The sequence below is a fragment of the Micromonospora sp. NPDC005203 genome, assembly GCF_042872705.1.
Lineage (GTDB): Bacteria > Actinomycetota > Actinomycetes > Mycobacteriales > Micromonosporaceae > Micromonospora.
Genome location: NZ_JBIAKV010000002.1, coordinates 911,989 through 928,545 on the forward strand (window position 1 = coordinate 911,989; position 16,557 = coordinate 928,545).

General features: G+C 69.2%; 9 protein-coding genes and 1 tRNA gene. 8 read left to right on the top strand and 2 right to left on the bottom strand.

Features of this window, described 5'->3' with window-relative positions; translation table 11 throughout:
- The first annotated feature begins 99 nt into the window (after window positions 1-99).
- From ACFYPM_RS09570 to ACFYPM_RS09590, 5 genes are all read left to right on the top strand, one after another.
- Window positions 100-3,588 carry an AAA domain-containing protein gene (locus ACFYPM_RS09570; RefSeq protein WP_387193127.1) on the top strand — a complete coding sequence of 1,163 codons (3,489 nt, stop codon included), beginning with the start codon at window positions 100-102 and terminating at the stop codon, window positions 3,586-3,588.
- A complete protein-coding gene (locus ACFYPM_RS09575; protein WP_387193130.1) occupies window positions 3,585-9,155 on the top strand; it encodes an ATP-binding protein in 5,571 nt (1,856 codons plus the stop codon). Before ACFYPM_RS09570 ends, ACFYPM_RS09575 begins: the two co-directional genes overlap by 4 nt.
- Complete coding sequence (locus tag ACFYPM_RS09580) at window positions 9,152-10,216, top strand: hypothetical protein (protein ID WP_387193133.1); 1,065 nt, start codon at window positions 9,152-9,154, stop codon at window positions 10,214-10,216. Before ACFYPM_RS09575 ends, ACFYPM_RS09580 begins: the two co-directional genes overlap by 4 nt.
- A 317-nt stretch (window positions 10,217-10,533) precedes the next feature.
- Window positions 10,534-11,367 carry an alpha/beta fold hydrolase gene (locus tag ACFYPM_RS09585; protein WP_387193137.1) on the top strand — a complete coding sequence of 278 codons (834 nt, stop codon included), beginning with the start codon at window positions 10,534-10,536 and terminating at the stop codon, window positions 11,365-11,367.
- On the top strand, window positions 11,354-11,968 hold the full coding sequence (locus tag ACFYPM_RS09590; protein WP_387193140.1) for a TetR/AcrR family transcriptional regulator: 615 nt from the start codon (window positions 11,354-11,356) through the stop codon (window positions 11,966-11,968). Before ACFYPM_RS09585 ends, ACFYPM_RS09590 begins: the two co-directional genes overlap by 14 nt.
- Window positions 11,969-11,992: 24 nt before the next feature.
- On the opposite strand, the gene ACFYPM_RS09595 is transcribed toward ACFYPM_RS09590, so the two are convergent.
- A complete protein-coding gene (locus ACFYPM_RS09595; RefSeq protein WP_387193143.1) occupies window positions 11,993-12,556 on the bottom strand; it encodes a TetR/AcrR family transcriptional regulator in 564 nt (187 codons plus the stop codon).
- 66 nt (window positions 12,557-12,622) lie between these two features.
- Here ACFYPM_RS09595 and ACFYPM_RS09600 point away from each other — a divergent pair, with 66 nt between their 5' ends.
- Window positions 12,623-13,693: an FAD-dependent oxidoreductase gene (locus tag ACFYPM_RS09600; protein WP_387193146.1), complete on the top strand. Its 1,071-nt coding sequence runs from the start codon at window positions 12,623-12,625 to the stop codon at window positions 13,691-13,693.
- 113 nt (window positions 13,694-13,806) lie between these two features.
- Here the strand turns inward: ACFYPM_RS09600 and ACFYPM_RS09605 are convergent.
- Window positions 13,807-13,898 (bottom strand) — tRNA-Arg (locus ACFYPM_RS09605).
- 361 nt (window positions 13,899-14,259) lie between these two features.
- On the opposite strand from ACFYPM_RS09605, the gene ACFYPM_RS09610 reads away from it, so the two are divergent.
- Both ACFYPM_RS09610 and ACFYPM_RS09615 read left to right on the top strand, forming a co-directional pair.
- Window positions 14,260-15,195, top strand: coding sequence for a hypothetical protein (locus tag ACFYPM_RS09610; RefSeq protein ID WP_387193149.1), 936 nt, complete (start codon window positions 14,260-14,262; stop codon window positions 15,193-15,195).
- 52 nt (window positions 15,196-15,247) lie between these two features.
- Window positions 15,248-16,519, top strand: a complete 1,272-nt coding sequence (locus ACFYPM_RS09615) for a PIN-like domain-containing protein (protein WP_387193151.1) — start codon at window positions 15,248-15,250, stop codon at window positions 16,517-16,519.
- The last annotated feature ends 38 nt before the right edge of the window (window positions 16,520-16,557 follow it).

Consider the following 16,557-nt stretch of genomic DNA (forward strand, 5'->3'; position numbering starts at 1 on the left):
CGTGTCGCAGAGACGTCCCGCTTTGCTGTCCATCACTGTCTGTTGCGTGGGTGTCACCGTCACTACGCTCGACGGCACCGACGGACGGAGGGCACCCCCGTGAGCACCGAAGTAGCGGAACGGTACATCGACGTGCTTCTGGTGGGCGACGGATCGGCTACCCGGCCGCGGTACCGCCGCATGCCGGCGCCCGTGCAGGTGCTGATTCCGGACCTGCTGTACCGCTGCCGCCTGCTCGACACCGTCGAGGGCAGTACGGTGGCGCTCACCCTCTTCCTGCGGCTGGGTGGCTTGGGCGGGGCGCTCTGGGAGCAGGAGATGCGGATCATGGAGCGTCTGGCCGGGTTGGAGCATCCGTCCCTTCCGGACCTCTGTGATGGCGGCTACCTCGAAAGCCCAGACGGAGGCGGGGGCGCCGCATACATCCGGACCCGGACGAAAGGCGTGCCCGGTGAGATCGATGACCTGCGGCGGATGTTCCGGAACCACCGTGGCGATGCCCTGGCGAAGCTCTGGTTGCTTGCCGACGCGCTGGCGCTGCTGACCGACGCGCGGATCGCGCACCGGATGCTGTGGCCGGCCAACCTGGACGTGACACTGCGCGACGGCGTCGTCGTGGAGGTCCGGCTGTCCCGCTTCGAGATGGGCGCGCTGGTGTCGAACCTCTTCGACTCCGGCCACGCGCTCAGCCTCGACCAGGTTCGCGGCCTCTACCTGTCGCAATCACCCGAAAGCTTGCTGTACAGCCCGCCGGAACGCCTCCGATTCCTGTTCGGGCATCCGGAGGGGCAGCTCGGCGGTCCGCAGGGTGACGTCTTCTCGCTGGGCATGATGGCCACCGAGTGGTTGCTGGGGTCGGCCGGCGACGGGCCACTGCCGGCCGAGTACGACGCCATTCTGCGCCAGCAGGAGGCCATCCGGCGGATGCTCGTACGCCGCGGCCACGAGCTGCCCTCGTCGCTCGCGCAGATCCTCACCGACATGCTCGATCCCCGGGCGGCCGGCAGGCCGACTCCGTACCAGGTGAGCCAGAATGTGAACGCCGCCTACGGCGACGCGCGTTGGATGATGGAGAACGATCTGCCCGACATGCCGTACCTGCTGGCCTACATGCCGGTCGAGTGCGACAAGACCCTGCTGCAGTGGAAGGTCATCGAGGACTCCGCGACCACACCGGAGGGCCGTGACCAGCTGGTCGAGCTGATCGAGCGGGACACCCGCGGCGCTGAAATCCTCTACTCCGCCAAGGGTGCTGAGGGGTTCGCGAGTGGCGACGTGGAGAAGCTGCGCCGCGCGAAGACGGTCATCGTCGGAAACGAGATCACCTGGTTCGGCGAGACGCTCTGGGTGCAGGAGGACGGCCTCTTCGAGTACGACGAGATTTTGGTGATCAAATTTGTCCGGTTCACCGACGACATCAGCACCAAGCTCGACGCGCTGCGGGTGAACGCGCTCGCTCTGCGCGTACCAGCCGCCGAGGCCATCCCCATGCCGACCGAGACCATGGTCGCCGAGGCGTGGCGCACCGGCCGGCCGGTGTGGTCATCGCTGGTGGTCAAGGCCGACGTCGGGCGGGTGTTGACCGAGGACGAATCGAGCTACCTCGAGGCCATGGACTGGTATCTGCGCTACCAGCGGGCGCTGCTGGCCGCACGGACGTACGCGTATGTGCTGGCGCCCAGCAAGAGCCCCGGGCGATCGATGGTGCGCTGGGACGAGTCCGCCGACCGGGGGCGGCGGCTCGACGACCCATTGCAGCGCAAACTGGTCCAGGACACCCGGCGTCTCGACATGGCCGACTTCATCGCCAGCGGCGGGGAGCACTCCGGCATCGAGTCCAACTCCCTGGTCCGGGTCACCCTGGCCAAGTCGCGGAATGACTTCGGCAACGCGCTCGGGCCGTTCACGGTCCTGGAGACGATCGGCTCCGGCGCGGCGGAACTCGACACCGGACGTACGCCGGTGCCCGAGCGTGGCTGGCTGCGGCTCGACTCCGACGCCGGCACGATGCCGCAGATCATCCGGCAGAGCGAGGCGCGGGCCGAGCTGGAGACCCAGCGCACGCTGCTGCGGCAGCTCATCAGACCGCGTAGCCGTCCGATCCTGGACAGCCGCTGGGACAGCGTCGGCGGCGATCTGGAGGGCGAGGGCCGTCACGCCGTCCAGGCGATGCTCAAGCACGGTGCGATGTTCGCGTTGCAGGGACCGCCCGGCACCGGCAAGACCGAGGTGACCGCGCAGGCGGTAGCAGAGTACGTGCACGCCACGCCACGCGCCCGCGTCCTGCTGTCGGCGCAGTCGCACGACGCGCTGGACAACCTCGCCGGCCGGATCCTCGACAAGCTCGGGATGACCAACTCGGGCGGCAAACCGGCCCGACTCGACCGGCTGGCGCTGCGGATCGAGCCCAGCCGCGAACGGCAGAACGTCGACGCTCGGGTCGCCGCGTTCCAGCCCGGGCAGGTCGCCGACGGGTTGATCTCGTACAGTTCGTCCCGGTCGAAGCAGTGGCTGGCCTCGCGCCGGGGGGAGCGGCCGTGGCTCACACCGATGGTGCAGGACTGGCTCACGGTGCTGCCGTCCAGCCGCCTTGAGTTGAGTCGTCGCGTGCGCACCGCCGCCAATCTCGTCTTCGCGACAACCGGGGCGGCCACCCCGCAGAATCTCGCGCAGGGCGTCACCGACGAGCCGTTCCACTGGGTGCTCGTGGAGGAGGCCGCGCGAGCTTGGCCGACCGAGCTGGCCCTGCCGCTGATCCGCGGGAGCCGATGGACGTTGATCGGCGACCACGTGCAGATCGGGGCGTTCTCCAAGGACGACATCGAGCGGTTCCTGCTGGAGTGCAAGGACCACGGCGACCCCGAGATCCGGGCCATGTACGAGGCCCGGCACAGCTACGCCAAACGGTTCAGCACCTTCGCCGAACTGTTCGACCCGGCGGTGTCCGACGCGCCCCGGATGACGCTCGTCGAGGAGCGCCGGATGGACGACGAGCTGACCAGCCTGGTCGGTAGAACGTTCTACGGCAGCACCGGAGGGCTCACCGTCTGCCGGGACCGTTCCCCGCACCCGCTCACCGGCCCCGACCACCTGCTCGGCCGCCGGCTGATCTGGATCGACACCGGCAAGGCCGAACGTGCGGTCGGGTTCTGGTCGAACGACAACGAGGCGGATCTGGTCGCCCGCGTCGTGCGCAGCATGCAGCCGCGACCAGGGTCGCCGGGCGGGCCGGCGCTGGCGGTGTTGACGCCGTACCGCAAGCAGGTGGCGGTGCTGACCCAGCGGCTCAGCGAGCACGCGTCCCGGGTGTTCACGATCGACGGGTTCCAGGGCAGGGAAGCGGACATCGTGGTGGCGTCGCTCGTTCGCGACGGCATCGGGCGTGATGGCACGCCGATGACCAGCGTGGGACACGTCGCGTCGGCGTCGCGGACCAACGTGCTGCTGAGCCGGGCACGGGAACTGCTGGTGCTGGTCGGACGTTGGGACGTCTACGCCCACCATGCGGGCCCCAAGTGGCGGGAGGTCGCTGGGCACTTCCGGACGCACGGATCGGTTGTCCGCGCCGAGCAGGTGCGGCCCGCATGACCGGCGAGATGACCGTCTGGGCGCAGGCCGACGTGCTGTCCGTCCGTACGACGCTGGTGCCCGCGGGACAGTCCGGCAGCCTGGAGACAGTGTTGCTGCGCGCGATCCGGGCTGCGGCCGACGAGCCCGACCAGCCCGGTGACTTCCACGCCGACGACATCTGCGACGTGTTCGGACTTGCGCCGCGTCTGGTCGAGGACATGCTCGGCGACCTCTGGAGGTCCGGGCGAATCAGCATCGACCTGGGCACCGACCGCGAGGTGATCAGGTTGACCTCGGCCGGTCGCGAGTACCTGGACAGCGTGGCCAATGGCGCGGAGGAGGGCAGCACCGCAGCGCGCGCGAGTGCTGAGCAGGTGGCCCACGACCGGTTGACCGGCCGGGTGCTGCCGCTGCACACCACATACCCCTACCCGCAGGACCGGGCGTTGGTGGTGCCCACCATGGTGGACGACCCGCGCTCCGCCACGCTGCGCGAGGCCGAGCTCGCCGAGGCAGTGACCCGTACGCTGGCGCGACGGACCCGCGCCGGCGGGACCGCCGCGGGCGAGATCGTGGACAACATGCGCATAGACGCGGCGTATCTGGCCCCGGCGCTGCTGGAACCAAGCCGGGTGCGGCGCTACGTCCCGCTGCGGGTGCTGGCGGTGGAGGACGTCACCGGTGAGCTGACCGTGCGGGTGGTCGACGACAGTCTCCCGCTGCGCCTCCGCGAAGTGGTCACCCGTCGGCTGGAGGGCCTGATCGCCGAGCGTCCGTCCGCGCGCTTCGTGCACCAGTTACGCCTGCATGCCCAGCGCGCCCCGTTGCAGGACCGCGACCTGGGTCAGCTCCTCACCCAGTTCCGGAAGGCGGTGGACGGTCTGCCCGACTGCCCGCCGGCGAACCGGCAGCGCACGCACGACCGCACCGCCCGCCTGGCGCACGACATCCTCGCCTACGTGCGCGCGGTCGCGCTGACCGAGATGGACGTCGAGGTGATCACTACGGCCACCCAGCACCGCGAGGCGATCGCGGGGATGCTGCGGCGGGCGGAGAAGCAGGTGGTCATCGCCGTGCCGTGGGTGCGTCAGGCCGGCGTGGAATCGGTCCGCGACGACCTGATCCGGGCGGTCGGGCGGGGCATCCAGGTCACCGTGCTGTGGGGAATCGGCGTGGCGGCGGATCCGCTGGACCCGACGGTACTGGCCATGTTCGACGAGATCCAGGAGCACGGACGCCGCTCCGGCCGGGGCGGAACCCTGCGGTTCAACCGGGAACGCGGCGCGCGTACCCATGCCAAAGTGCTGGTCAGGGACGACCGGGAGCTGCTGCTCACCAGTAAGAACTTCCTCAGCGGGAGCGACCGGATCGAGGCCGGCACCGTCCTGCGGGTACCCACGGACCACGGCGAGGACCTGCCGATGGCCGGCCCAGTGATCGAGGATGTGCTCCAGTTCCTCTACAACCACACCCCCGACCCGGCGACGGCCTTCCAACTCATGCGGACCCGTGGCGCGTTCGGACCCCGGCGCGACGAAGCGCTGCTCCCGGAGATTCCGCTGCCCCGACTCACCGCGGCCGTACTCGATCCGGAGGCCGCGCCGGAGCACGCGGCGGCCTGGGCAGCCGCGTGGCAGGACGCGGCGCTGGCGTTGGCCGCACAGGCGACAGTGCGCAGACCGGCGGTCGAGGTCATCACCGACGGGCAGCACGCGTCGCTGGTCCGGGAAGCCCTCGAAGGCGCGGACCGGCGGGTGCTGGTCACCTCGGACCGGGCCACCGCCCAAGCCCTCACCGAGGAGGTCGGAGCGTTGGTGCAGGCCCGCGCGACGGCCGGCCTGGACATCGCCCTGCGCTACGCCGAGCTCAAGGACGAGGCGTCCGGCGAGCGGGCGAAGGCACTGTCGGACCGGGGCGGCGCCGTCCCGCCGGACGTCGGGCTGATGCCACGGATGCACGCGAAGGTGGTGGTCCGCGATGACAGCACGGTGATCGGTTCCTTCAACCACCTCTCGGTCAACGCCGGGGCACGCGGCCGGCGGGCCACCGGAGAGTTGAGCGTACGAATCAAGTCGGCGGACGTGGCCGACGCGGTCTGGCAGCTCCTGCTGAGCCGGCCGACCCGCGCCACGCAACGGCCGGTGATACCCGGCCAGCGCGGCGCTGCCGCCACGACCACGTCGCCGCAGGTGCTGCTCGGCTTGATGCGCTCGACCGGCGAACCGGACGTCGAGGCGCTGGTCGCGCTGGTCGCCGTACACGGACCGGAGGACGTCCTCGGTGTGGCGCGTCGCCTCGACCTCGGTGCCGGTGCCGAGCGGCGTATCCGCGCTGCGGCGATGCTCCAGGACCCGTCCGGTGACCGTCCGGCGGCCCTGCTCACAGCAGTCTGGCAGGCTGGTGCGTGGGCGGCTGCCAACGTCCTGCGTCGGGCCGTCGCGGACCCGGCAGTCCGGCCCAGTGCGGCCCTCACCGCGGCCGTGGCAGACCCTGGCGACCGCCTGACGATTGTTCTCGACGCGGTGACCGGCGATCGGACGAGCACGCCCGAGGAGGCCGAGGCGCTGGCCGTGTCGACTGCCGTCGGTCTGCTACTGGACGAACTGGAGGCGCCCGATTTCGTCAGCCTGCTCAGCGACTGGGACCGTGCGGCGGCGGACACCGACGACTTCGTTGCCGCCGCCGTCGGCTACTGGACGCGCTACGGTCCGTTGCCCGTCGAACTGCCGAGTGAGGCGATGGCGGCGAGCGCCGCGGCGGACCTCGACCGGCTCCGGGCGGCGCTGGCGACGGCCGTGGAGTCGCTGCGCCGCTACGACACCCACTCCGACAGCGGCGACGCCGTCCGCGACCACCTGTTCGAGGCTGGTGCGGAGATGGCCGAACTGCTCGCCGCGCTGACCTCCGGCAACGCGGCGGACCTGCGGGCGTGGGAGGACGCGTACCGGGAAACCAACGATTCCCGGTGGTTGATCAAGGCCACCAAGGCGGCCAAGCAGCCGCCGATCACCGACCACCGGAAGGGCACCTTCATCAACAAGCACCGGACGATCCGGCTCGCGGTGCGCGAGCTGAACGTGGCGGCAGCGGAGGAGGAGCGCGCCCGCGACGGCCACGTGGTGCTCACCGCCGAGCAGGCCACCCGGATCCGGGCTCTCGACGCGCTCGTTGCCGCCGCGCCGGCGGAGAACGGGGTGCCGGAACGGGTCGTGGTTCGCCGGGAGATGGCCCGCGTACGGAGCCGGATCGCCAGGCACATCGGCGGCGATCGGCCGGCGCCAGGGGCGTCGCTGGCGTCCTGGGCGCTGCCCCTGACCAGGGTCGCGGCCCTGACCAGCGATCCGGCGGCCGATCGGGTGACCGTGTTGTGCCGGGACCTCGCCGCGGGGTGGACCGAGGCGCAGGCGGTGCGCCACCTGCTCGACGCCGGGGAGTTCGGGCTGGCGGCGGAGAGCATTGGCCAGATCATCGCCGAGGGACGCCTCTCCGGCGCCGCGGCGGACACGCTCGGCCGGGAACTGACGGTCGCCCGGGCCGCGGCTGCCGACCTGCTCGCCGCCCGGGCGCAGGCGCTCTCGTCCCGCTGCGAGAGGGTGGGCCTGGACGACGCCGACGACCGGTCCGCCCACGCGGTGACGGTCGGTGAGCGTCTGGCCGAGTCGCTGGCCCGGTGGGATCGGATCGACGGTGACCTCGTGGCCGAGATCGAGCAGCTCAGACAATTGCTGCACCAGCAGCTCGACCAGGCCCGCGACCGAATCGGACCGGACTGGGCGCAGCACATCGAGGGCCTGATCCGCGACGAGGAACTGGCCGTGGCGAGGCTGGCGCTGAGCCAGCGCAACAGCAGTCTGCTGCTGCCCCAGCCCGTGCGGCTGACCCCGTGGTCATGGCGGGTGCAGAGCCTCACCACGGTGGCCGGCTGGTTCGGCCCCACCGATGCGGGCGCACCGCCGCAGATGGCCCGCGAGTTCCTCCCGGCCGAAGGCGACGCCGAGGCGGCTGAGGTGATCACGGCGCTGCGGGCGCTGGCCGCCGACCTGCCTGGCGCGGCGGGGACCTGGGTGACGGCGGTCCAGGCGCTGGTGGCAGAGATCGACGACGTGCCCGTGGTCGATGAGTACGGCGCCGGGGCCAGCGCGACCTTCCGGCTGCCGTACGACGTCCGGCTACCTCGGCTGCGCTGGATGGGACGCCCGCCGGCGGTGGCCACTGTCGGCGCCGTGCCGGAGCGCGGGAAGCTGCACTTCTCGGCCGGGCTGGCCGACTACAGCACGGATACCGCGGTGATCAGCGTCGCCGACGTGCTGTCGTTGCTGGGCCGTGACCCGGCCGGCCGGCCGGCGACCAGGACCACCCGGGCGCTGCTCTTCCTTGGTACGGTGTGCGGCCAGCTCCCGCTGTCCGAGGTGATCGCGCCGCGCGACATCCCCGCCGAGCACACGCTGGACAGCCGGAAGATGCTGGCCTGGCTGTTGCACATCCTCGGATTCACCTACACCGCTACCGACCTGGACTCGCTGCGCGTGCTTGGCGGCGGGCACCAGGTGCCGCTGTGGCACCTGATCGACGCGGCCCGCACCGACCCCATCGCCGGAGTCGGCCGTCTGCGGGACCGCCCGGACCGCGACGCCATCCTGCGTGCCGGGCTGGCCACCGATCTGGACGACGAGGTCGACCTGCTGGTGCTGTCCACGATGCTGTCGATGAACGTGACCGACCGGGCCGGGCTGCGATCCGCCCTCGAACTGGTCTGGGAAGCCGGCACCGGGTTGCCCGACGTCCCGTCCGGGGTGGCCGCCGACGCCGCGGTCGACCGGCTGATCGGGAAGGGCTACGTGATCGAGTCGAGCGGCATGCTCTCCAGTTGTGCCTGCGCGGTGGTCCGGGCGCAGCACCGGCAGGCCGACCTGGACGGCGAGCTCAGCCGCCTGGTCCGGCACGTGCACGCCCGGGTGGAGGTCGACGACCTGATGTACCACGAGTTGCTGGCCTTCTACGCGGCGCACGCCGACCAGGCCGAGGCGGCGCTGCGGTCCCCGGAGGAGCAGCGCGAGTCGGCCCGGCGCACGCTGAACGAGCGGATGTCCGACCGGGCGCCGTTCGACCTGCGCCCGGTGTGCGCCGCGGAGGCTCGGCGCGCCGAGATGATTCGCGGGACCGTCGACGTTTACTGGGAAAGCCCGACCGGTGCGCCGGTCTGGGTGGCCGGACCGGAGATGCCGTACGGCTATCTGGTCCGGGAACTGCTCACCAACGCGATCAGCGCGGTCGCCAAGGACGCGGCCGAGGGCAGCGTCTGGCTGTCGCTGGAGCGCGAGGGCGAGGGCGACGCGGCAACAGCGACGCTGATCGTGAGCGACAGCGGGCCCGGTTTCCCGGACGACTTCGTGGCTGCGTTCAGACAGAACCGGCCGCTGGGCCGACCGGACGAGCCGGCCCGCGGCAACGGTTTCCACAAGCTGCGCCGGTACGCCGAGGCGAACGGCGCGAGCTACGAGATCGCCAGCGGCACCGAGGGCGGCGCGGTCGTCAAGGTACGCCTGCCTGTGCTGACCGGTCCCGACCCGAAGAACGCGACATGATCGAGATCGAGGTCCTGGACGGTCGGGTCAGGGCGAGTGACGACGGCCGGCCGATCACGCTCACCCTCGACGACGCGTGGCTCGTCGTCGCGTTGACCCTCGCCGGTGAGCCGGGTCTGCACGCCCGCACGGTGATGTCCGCTCTCGGGGTCAGCTCGGCGACGCTGCGCAAGCGGATGGAGCGGTTCCGCGCCCGGACCGGCTTGGAGTTCACCTCCGAGGGTGTGAAGGCGGACAAGGTCTACCGCCTCGACCGCGCCGGCGTGGACGTCGATGCGCTGCGCTTCCTTGAGATGACCGACGAGATCCGCCGCTCCGGCGACCAGGGCGTCGACGACGCGGTGGAGGCGGCCCGGTCGCTGTGGAAGTCCGGGTTGCCGCAGTTCCCGGGCAGGCCAGGCCCTGCGCCGGACGCGTACGACCGGCTTGGGAAGGCGTACGGGTACCTGGCGGACCGGTGCCGCCGCATTCTGATCGTCGACGACCAGGTCGGCGACAACCTGGCGCAGCGGCTGGGCCGCAGCCGTTGCACGGTCGCCCACACCTTTGACGAATTCGAGAAGCTCCGGGCGGACCTCGGCAACTTCGACCTGGCCGTTGTCGACCTCCACCTGACCAACACCTATGCCGACGCCACGGGCGACACCATCGTCCGCGAGATCAACGCGATGGGCGTCGCCCTGCCCGTCGCAATGATCACCCGGCGCCCCCCGGAGAACCGCTCAGTCCCTGAGTGGATCAAATCGCTCGCCCTGGTTGACGTCATCTTCAAGGCGGGCGATGGTCCCGGGGCGGACATGGCCTACGTCGCGCAGCGGGTCAACGAGTTGCTCCGGGAGGGTACGACTGCGCTGGCCTGCGACCAGTTGATGCAACGGGTGCAGCGGTTGCGGCGCAAGGCCCGGCAACGCCTTCGAGCCGACCGCTCCGAGGCTGACTACCGGGAGGCAGTCGACCAGATGGAACGCGACGCCGATCGCATCGGCCGTTTGGCCTCGGAAACTCGCTTAGGTCCTGCCCGCGCAGAGACGGAACGTTTCGTCACGACCTACGGCGAATAGCGGACGCCGTCGCCGGTCGCGCCACCCTCACCGGGAAGCACCCCGCCGCCCGCAGCTGTTCGTTACTCCTGAACACCGCGTGGAGCCCACGAACGGTGAGGACCGTCGCGGTGGCGGCCCCGCCCAACGCGGGCAGCAGGCCGACAAACAGCACGACGCCACCCTTGATCACCCACGCCCGCAGGGGCGTTGCCGGGTGCGGGTGGCGGCGGCGGTTCTCCGGCGGTGCGTCCGGAAGCTGGCATCCGCAGGCTAATGGTGATAGCTTTTGGCTAACGCGGTTAGCCGACGCGCCAACGGGCCACCTGGAGGAAGTCATGACTGAGTTCTTGAACGTCGACGGCGGGACCATCGCCTACGAGGTGACCGGTGCCACCGGACCGCTGGTGGTGCTCGCCCACGGCATGGGTGACAGCCGCGAGGCCTACCGGTTCCTGGCTCCCGCCCTGGTGCAGGCCGGCTACCGGGTCGCCGCGATGGACCTGCGCGGCCACGGGGAGTCCAGCGTCGGGTGGGACTCCTACACCCGTACCGCTATCGCCGGTGACCTGATCGCCCTGGTCGAGCACCTCGGCGGGCCGGCCGTGCTGGTCGGGCACTCCATCGCCGGCGGCGCGGCCACGATCGCCGCGGCGAAGGCCCCGGAGCTGATCACCGCACTCGTCGAACTCGCGCCCTTCACCCGCAAGCAGCAGGTCAAGCTCGGTGACATGCGTGTGGCCGCCTACCGGCGCGGCGCGACCGCCCTGATGGGCACGACCATCCTCGGCAGCACCAAGCAGTGGGCCAAGTACCTCGACCTCGCCTACCCCGGCACCAAGCCCGCCGACTGGGACGCCCGCCTGCGGCAGATCACCGCGATGCTGCGGGAGCCGGGCCGGATGAAGGTCCTGCAGAAGATGGGCACCATCTCTCCCGTCGACGCCGGTGAGCAGCTCGGCAACGTCACCTGCCCGACGCTGGTCGTGCAGGGCGCCCTCGACCCCGACTGGGCCTCACCGCGGGCCGAGGGTGAGGCGATCGTCGCCGACCTGCCGACCGGACTGGGTCGGCTGGCGATGATCGACGGCGCCGGGCACTACCCGCACGTCCAGTACCCCCAGCAGACCCTCGCCGTGGTCCTGCCTTTCCTGGCTGGTGTCCGTGCCTAGGGCGGGCCTGGACCCGGCTGCGGTCGTCGCGGCCGGCGCCGCCCTGGCCGACGAGGTCGGCTTCGCTGAGCTGACCATGGCCCGGCTGGCCGAGCGGGTCGGGGTGCGCACCCCGTCGCTGTACAAGCACATCGCCAGCCAGGACGACCTCAACCGACGCATCGCCGCCCTCGCCATCGCCGAGGCCGCCGACGCGCTCGGCGCGGCCACCCAGGGCCGCTCCGGGCGGGACGCGCTGGCCGCCGCAGCCCGCGCGCTGCGTGACTTCGTGGTTGCTCACCCCGGCCGGTACGCGGCCAGCATCGGCATCACCCCGACCGGTCCGGACGACCCCATCGTGATCGCGGAGCGGCGGGGACTCGGACCCTTCGAGGCGGTCCTGCGGGGATACGACATCGCCCCGCAGGACCTGACCCACGCCCTGCGCGCGCTGCGCAGCATGTTCCACGGCTTCGCCACCCTCCAGGCCACCAACGGATTCCAGTGGTCCACCGACATCGACGAGAGCTTCGAATGGCTCATCAACTTCGTCGACCGCGCACTGCGCTTGACCTCAGCCGCCAGCCCCACGCCAGTCCCCGGCTCCACCGACCACCGCTGAGGCGTTGTCGGGGCCGTTCGCTGGTCACGCCGCCGTGGTACACAGTCGGCTCACCGTCTGCGTGATCGCCGCCTCCAACTGCTCGGCCGGACCGGGGAACGTGAGCTGGTGGAAGATGAGGCCGTCCAGGTAGTCGAGGATCGCCGCGCAGTCGCTCTCCGGGTCGGTGGAGCCGATCGCGCGCAGCCACTGTGTGCCCCACGTCCGGATCGAGAGGGCCGCCTCCGCAAGTCGCCCCTGCAGTTCCGGGCGCAGTGCGGCCTCGACGAACAGACCGTACCGGGCGATGGTCAGGGCGCGCTCCGGGCCGAGCGCACGGTGCACGTAGGCGGCGAGCGCAGCCGCCAGCTCGACCGCGGTGGTGGGGCGGACGAAGCCCGCGATCGCCTGCCAGGTGGCGCGGTCGCGGTCGGCGAACCGGTCGGCTACGGCGTTGATCAGCATGTCCCGGGTCTTGAAGTAGTTCGCCGTGGAGCCGGTTGGCACGGCGGCGGCCGCGTCGACCGCGCGATGCGTCAACGCCCGTACGCCGTGACTTCCGAGGATGCCGATGGCGGCATCGAGCAGGGTTTCTTCGCGGGAGGGCACGCCTCCACCCTATGCGGTCCACCACATCCGTAGTTTCAAAACAACAGGTGTTGTAGCGTGATGAGAATGGAGAGACGTGCGTTGGTCATTGGCGGGGGCATCGGTGGGCTGACGGCGGCGATCGCGCTGCGACGCGCAGGCTGGAGGGTCACCGTCCGGGAGCGGGACGAGGGGCTGCCGAGCACGGGCACGGCGCTCGGCATGTGGCCCGTTGCGCTGCGGGCGCTGGACGCGATCGGCGTCGGTGACCTGGTTCGCGGGGCCGGGCGCCGACAGCAGGCCGGGGTCTTCCTTCGTCCGGACGGTTCCCGCATCGCGACGATCGACGTCGAACGGCTGCACCGGCGCACCGGCGACCACGTCTACCTGTTGTCCCGGCCGGGACTGCTCGCCATCCTGCACGAGGCGGCGGTGGAGGCCGGGGTGAAGCTGCGGGCCGGCGATCCGGTGGACGACGTGACCGAGGTGGGCGACGTCGATCTGGTCGTGGTGGCCGACGGCGTGTTCAGCAAGGCTCGCGAGAAGGTGTTCGGCCCGGCGTACCGAGCACGATTCTCCGGCAGCACGGCGTGGCGCGGCGTGGTGGAGGACATGCCCACCGACACGTTCGTGGAGATGTGGGGCCGGGGCCTCAAGTTCGGCGTCACACCGCAGGAGGGTGGTCGCACCAACTGGTACGCGTCCGCGGCGGCACCGGAGGGCCGGTTCCGCCCAGGCGAGGAACTCGCCGAGCTGCGGAAGATGTTCGGCTGGTGGAAGCCGCCGGTCCAGACCGTCCTGGACGCGATCAACGAGTCCGCGGTGCTCCGCCACGACGTGTACGTGACGCCGCCGCTGCCGTCCTTCACGTACGGCACGGTGGCCTTCCTTGGCGATGCCGCCCACGCCATGACACCCGACCTGGGGCGCGGCGCATGCGAGGCGATCATCGATGCGGTGGCGCTGGCCTCCCACCTGGGCTCGACCCGCACGGTCGAGCAGGCCCTGCACGAATACGATCGCCGGCGTCGGCCAGCCACCCAGAGGCTGGCCCGCATGGCTGGCCTGGCTGCCCGGATGACCCACCTGCGGCACGCGATACCAGTCCGCGACCAACTCCTGCGCGCGAGCATGGTGGCCGGCCCACCCGGCGCGTGAGCGCCAACAACAACCGGTGCTCGGTGGCCAAGATCCGGGCTCGTTCGGCGCCCGTACATCGACCCAACGCATGAATGCCCCGGCGGAACGGCCGGGGCATTCATGGTCCAAGGTGCCCCCGGCAGGATTCGAACCTGCGCCCCCGCCTCCGGAGGGCGGTGCGAGCCTCGGTCGTGCCCCACGCCTGACCTGGGCGAGCAGGGGCAGTGGAGCGGCAGCGTGGGCAATTTTGGCACGCATGTGGCGTGGAGTGCCGGCCAGCGACTGGGCCACGCTGCACCCGCCCGCACCCACGATCCGACAGATAGTCATGGCTCTTGTGGCCGCAGGTGGCGCGATAGCGGACGGGTCCGTCACTAGCCTTACCGGTTGTCAAGAACATCTCTAGCGAGCCTGTGAGCAGGCAAAATGAACCGTCGCCCGGAAGGCATACCGCCGATTTCTGGACGCTGACAAAAGATCATGGGATATCCCGGGCGTTCGCCGACGCGAATCGGGACAACAACGGCTCCGACGGCCCGTGCGAGACGGCTACACCGTCGCACCCTTGCTCTAGCCTCTAGCAGGTGACCGACACGTTGCTTCGCTCGCTGCGCGAGCACCTGTTAGACGAGTCGGAGCCTCTTGCTGGGTTACTGCGTAAGTGCCTGCTGCTTGGTGCGGAAACCGGCTCGGAGGCCCTCCGAGAGTGGGCGCGTAGGGAGCTGAACGGGTACGGCGACGAGGATGAGGTTCCAAAGTACCGCAAGTTCCAGGATGTGCCGATCTCGATGGATTCCATGAGCGGCCGATTCTGGAGGCGGGGCGACATCATCAGCCGAGTCAACCTGCCGCCTGAAGCTCGGGGGTACGTGCTGGAGGAGCTCACGTTCAGGCAGCCGATCGAGGAGCTACAGCAGCTCGCCGGGCAGAAGCAAGTGTCTTTCACGGCACCCGGTCTGGCCGTCGCCCAGGCTATCTGGAACAGGGAGCTTGGTCCGTTTCAGAACATCGATGGCCTGTCCTACGTCGTACCCGGGTCTGCGGTCATGGGCATCCTCGGGCAAATCCGCACCAAGCTCGTGGACGTAGTCGCGGATCTCACCGCCGACACGCCGATGTCTGAGCTACCTAGGAGGGGCCAGGTCGACGCCGCAGTGAACCATCGCCTCGGGGACATCTACAACACGACGATCCAGACAACTAACGGTCCTCTAGCCATCGGTGCCAAGGCAAAAGCCAGCACCGAAGGCTTGACCGTCGAGGACGCACTTCGGCTGCTCGACAAGGTGCAACACGCGGCAGCCGATGTTCCGAACACTCAGCGTGGCGAGCTGCTCGATGCCCTAATCGAACTTCGTGCCGCTGTCGAGAGTGACGAGCCGGACACCGGCGAGGTGGTCAAGAGGGTTGGCAAACTGCGCGCCATCGCCGACAAGCTCGGCGTCGCCTCGGTAGCCGCCGCCACTGGAGGGGCCGCCCAGGCCCTCACCGAACTGGCCGTCAGCGGCGCGTTCGGCTGATTTCGTATCGCCGTTGCGACTGAAAGCACCACCTGCCCGGTAGGGGGAAGAAGTGTCCGGCTTCAGCAATCAGTTCCAAGCGCATCTAGTTCCGAGCCACCATGAGATCGCGGAGGCGATGAGGGAGGGCCTTGTCGTACTGGATACGAATGTTCTTCTCAACGCCTACCGGTTCGCCCCCAAAGCGCGTGACGAACTCCTGTCCGTGCTTGAAAAAGTCTCGAAGAGGGTATGGATTCCACATCAAGTCGGACTCGAATTTCATAGGAACCGTTTCGCGGTCATCGCAGAACACGATACTGCGTACAAAGAACTGCTGGACACCCTCGACGAGCATCGAAAGAATGTTCAAGCGGACCTTGATGCAAAGGTTCGCAAGCTATCAAACCGCTCGGCCCTGACAGACGACGTGAGAGATCAGCTACTAGATCTTTCTCGTCAAACGCTAGAACCGCTCCGACGCGAAGTCGCGCGACTTCATCAGGCGCACGGGCTTGGTAGTCCGGCCGACTCCGACGAAGTCATTAACCGGCTTCAGTCGATATTTCCGGACAGCGTAGGGCCAGCTTTTTCAGAGGACGAGCGTCGGAACGCCGAAGAGGAGGCGTCCCGTCGGATTGAAGACAAGGTGCCACCTGGGTTCAAGGATTCCCGCAAACTGAACCCGAATGGAGACTATTTTCTCTGGGCTCAGACCCTTGCTGAAGCTGAACGTCGGCGTCCGAAGTTCCTGGTCCTCGTCACGGGCGATGTTAAAGAAGACTGGTACTTGCGTGTCAAGGGACAAACCATAATCGGCCGGCCCGAGCTTGCGGATGAGATAGAGGCTCGAACGGGAGCTCGTCTGATCCTTATGCCGACAGATACATTTCTTCATCATGCCCAGGAATATCTAAATGCTTCTGTTAGTACTGACACTCTGGCGCAAGCAGGCCGAGTAGCCGAAGCCCACCTCCTGCGAGCAGCGGTTGAGGATGCGAGAAGGCTGCAGGATGAACGTGAGAGGTTAGCGGCGGCTCTGGAAGCGGCGGGCGCAGAACATTTACTTTCTCGCAAGGAGGCTTTCCGACTCTCGACGGAGTTGGGGCAGATTTCCGATCGGAGCAGTCCAGATTATCTGCGACTCGAAGCAGATCTAGCGAAGGTGGAAGAGGGCCGAGGTAAACTCCAGCGTGTTCACGAAAGAGCGCAAGCTCGGTGGCAAGAACTGAATAAGCGATTGCACGAACTTGAAACGCTCATATTCAAGGCAGTCGAGTCTACGGATTATGAGTCTCCGATTGAAGAAACTTTTGCGGAATGGCTGGGACGATACGGCGCCTGATCGATCTGACCGCTGCTAAAGTCCGTCGGCGAACCTGA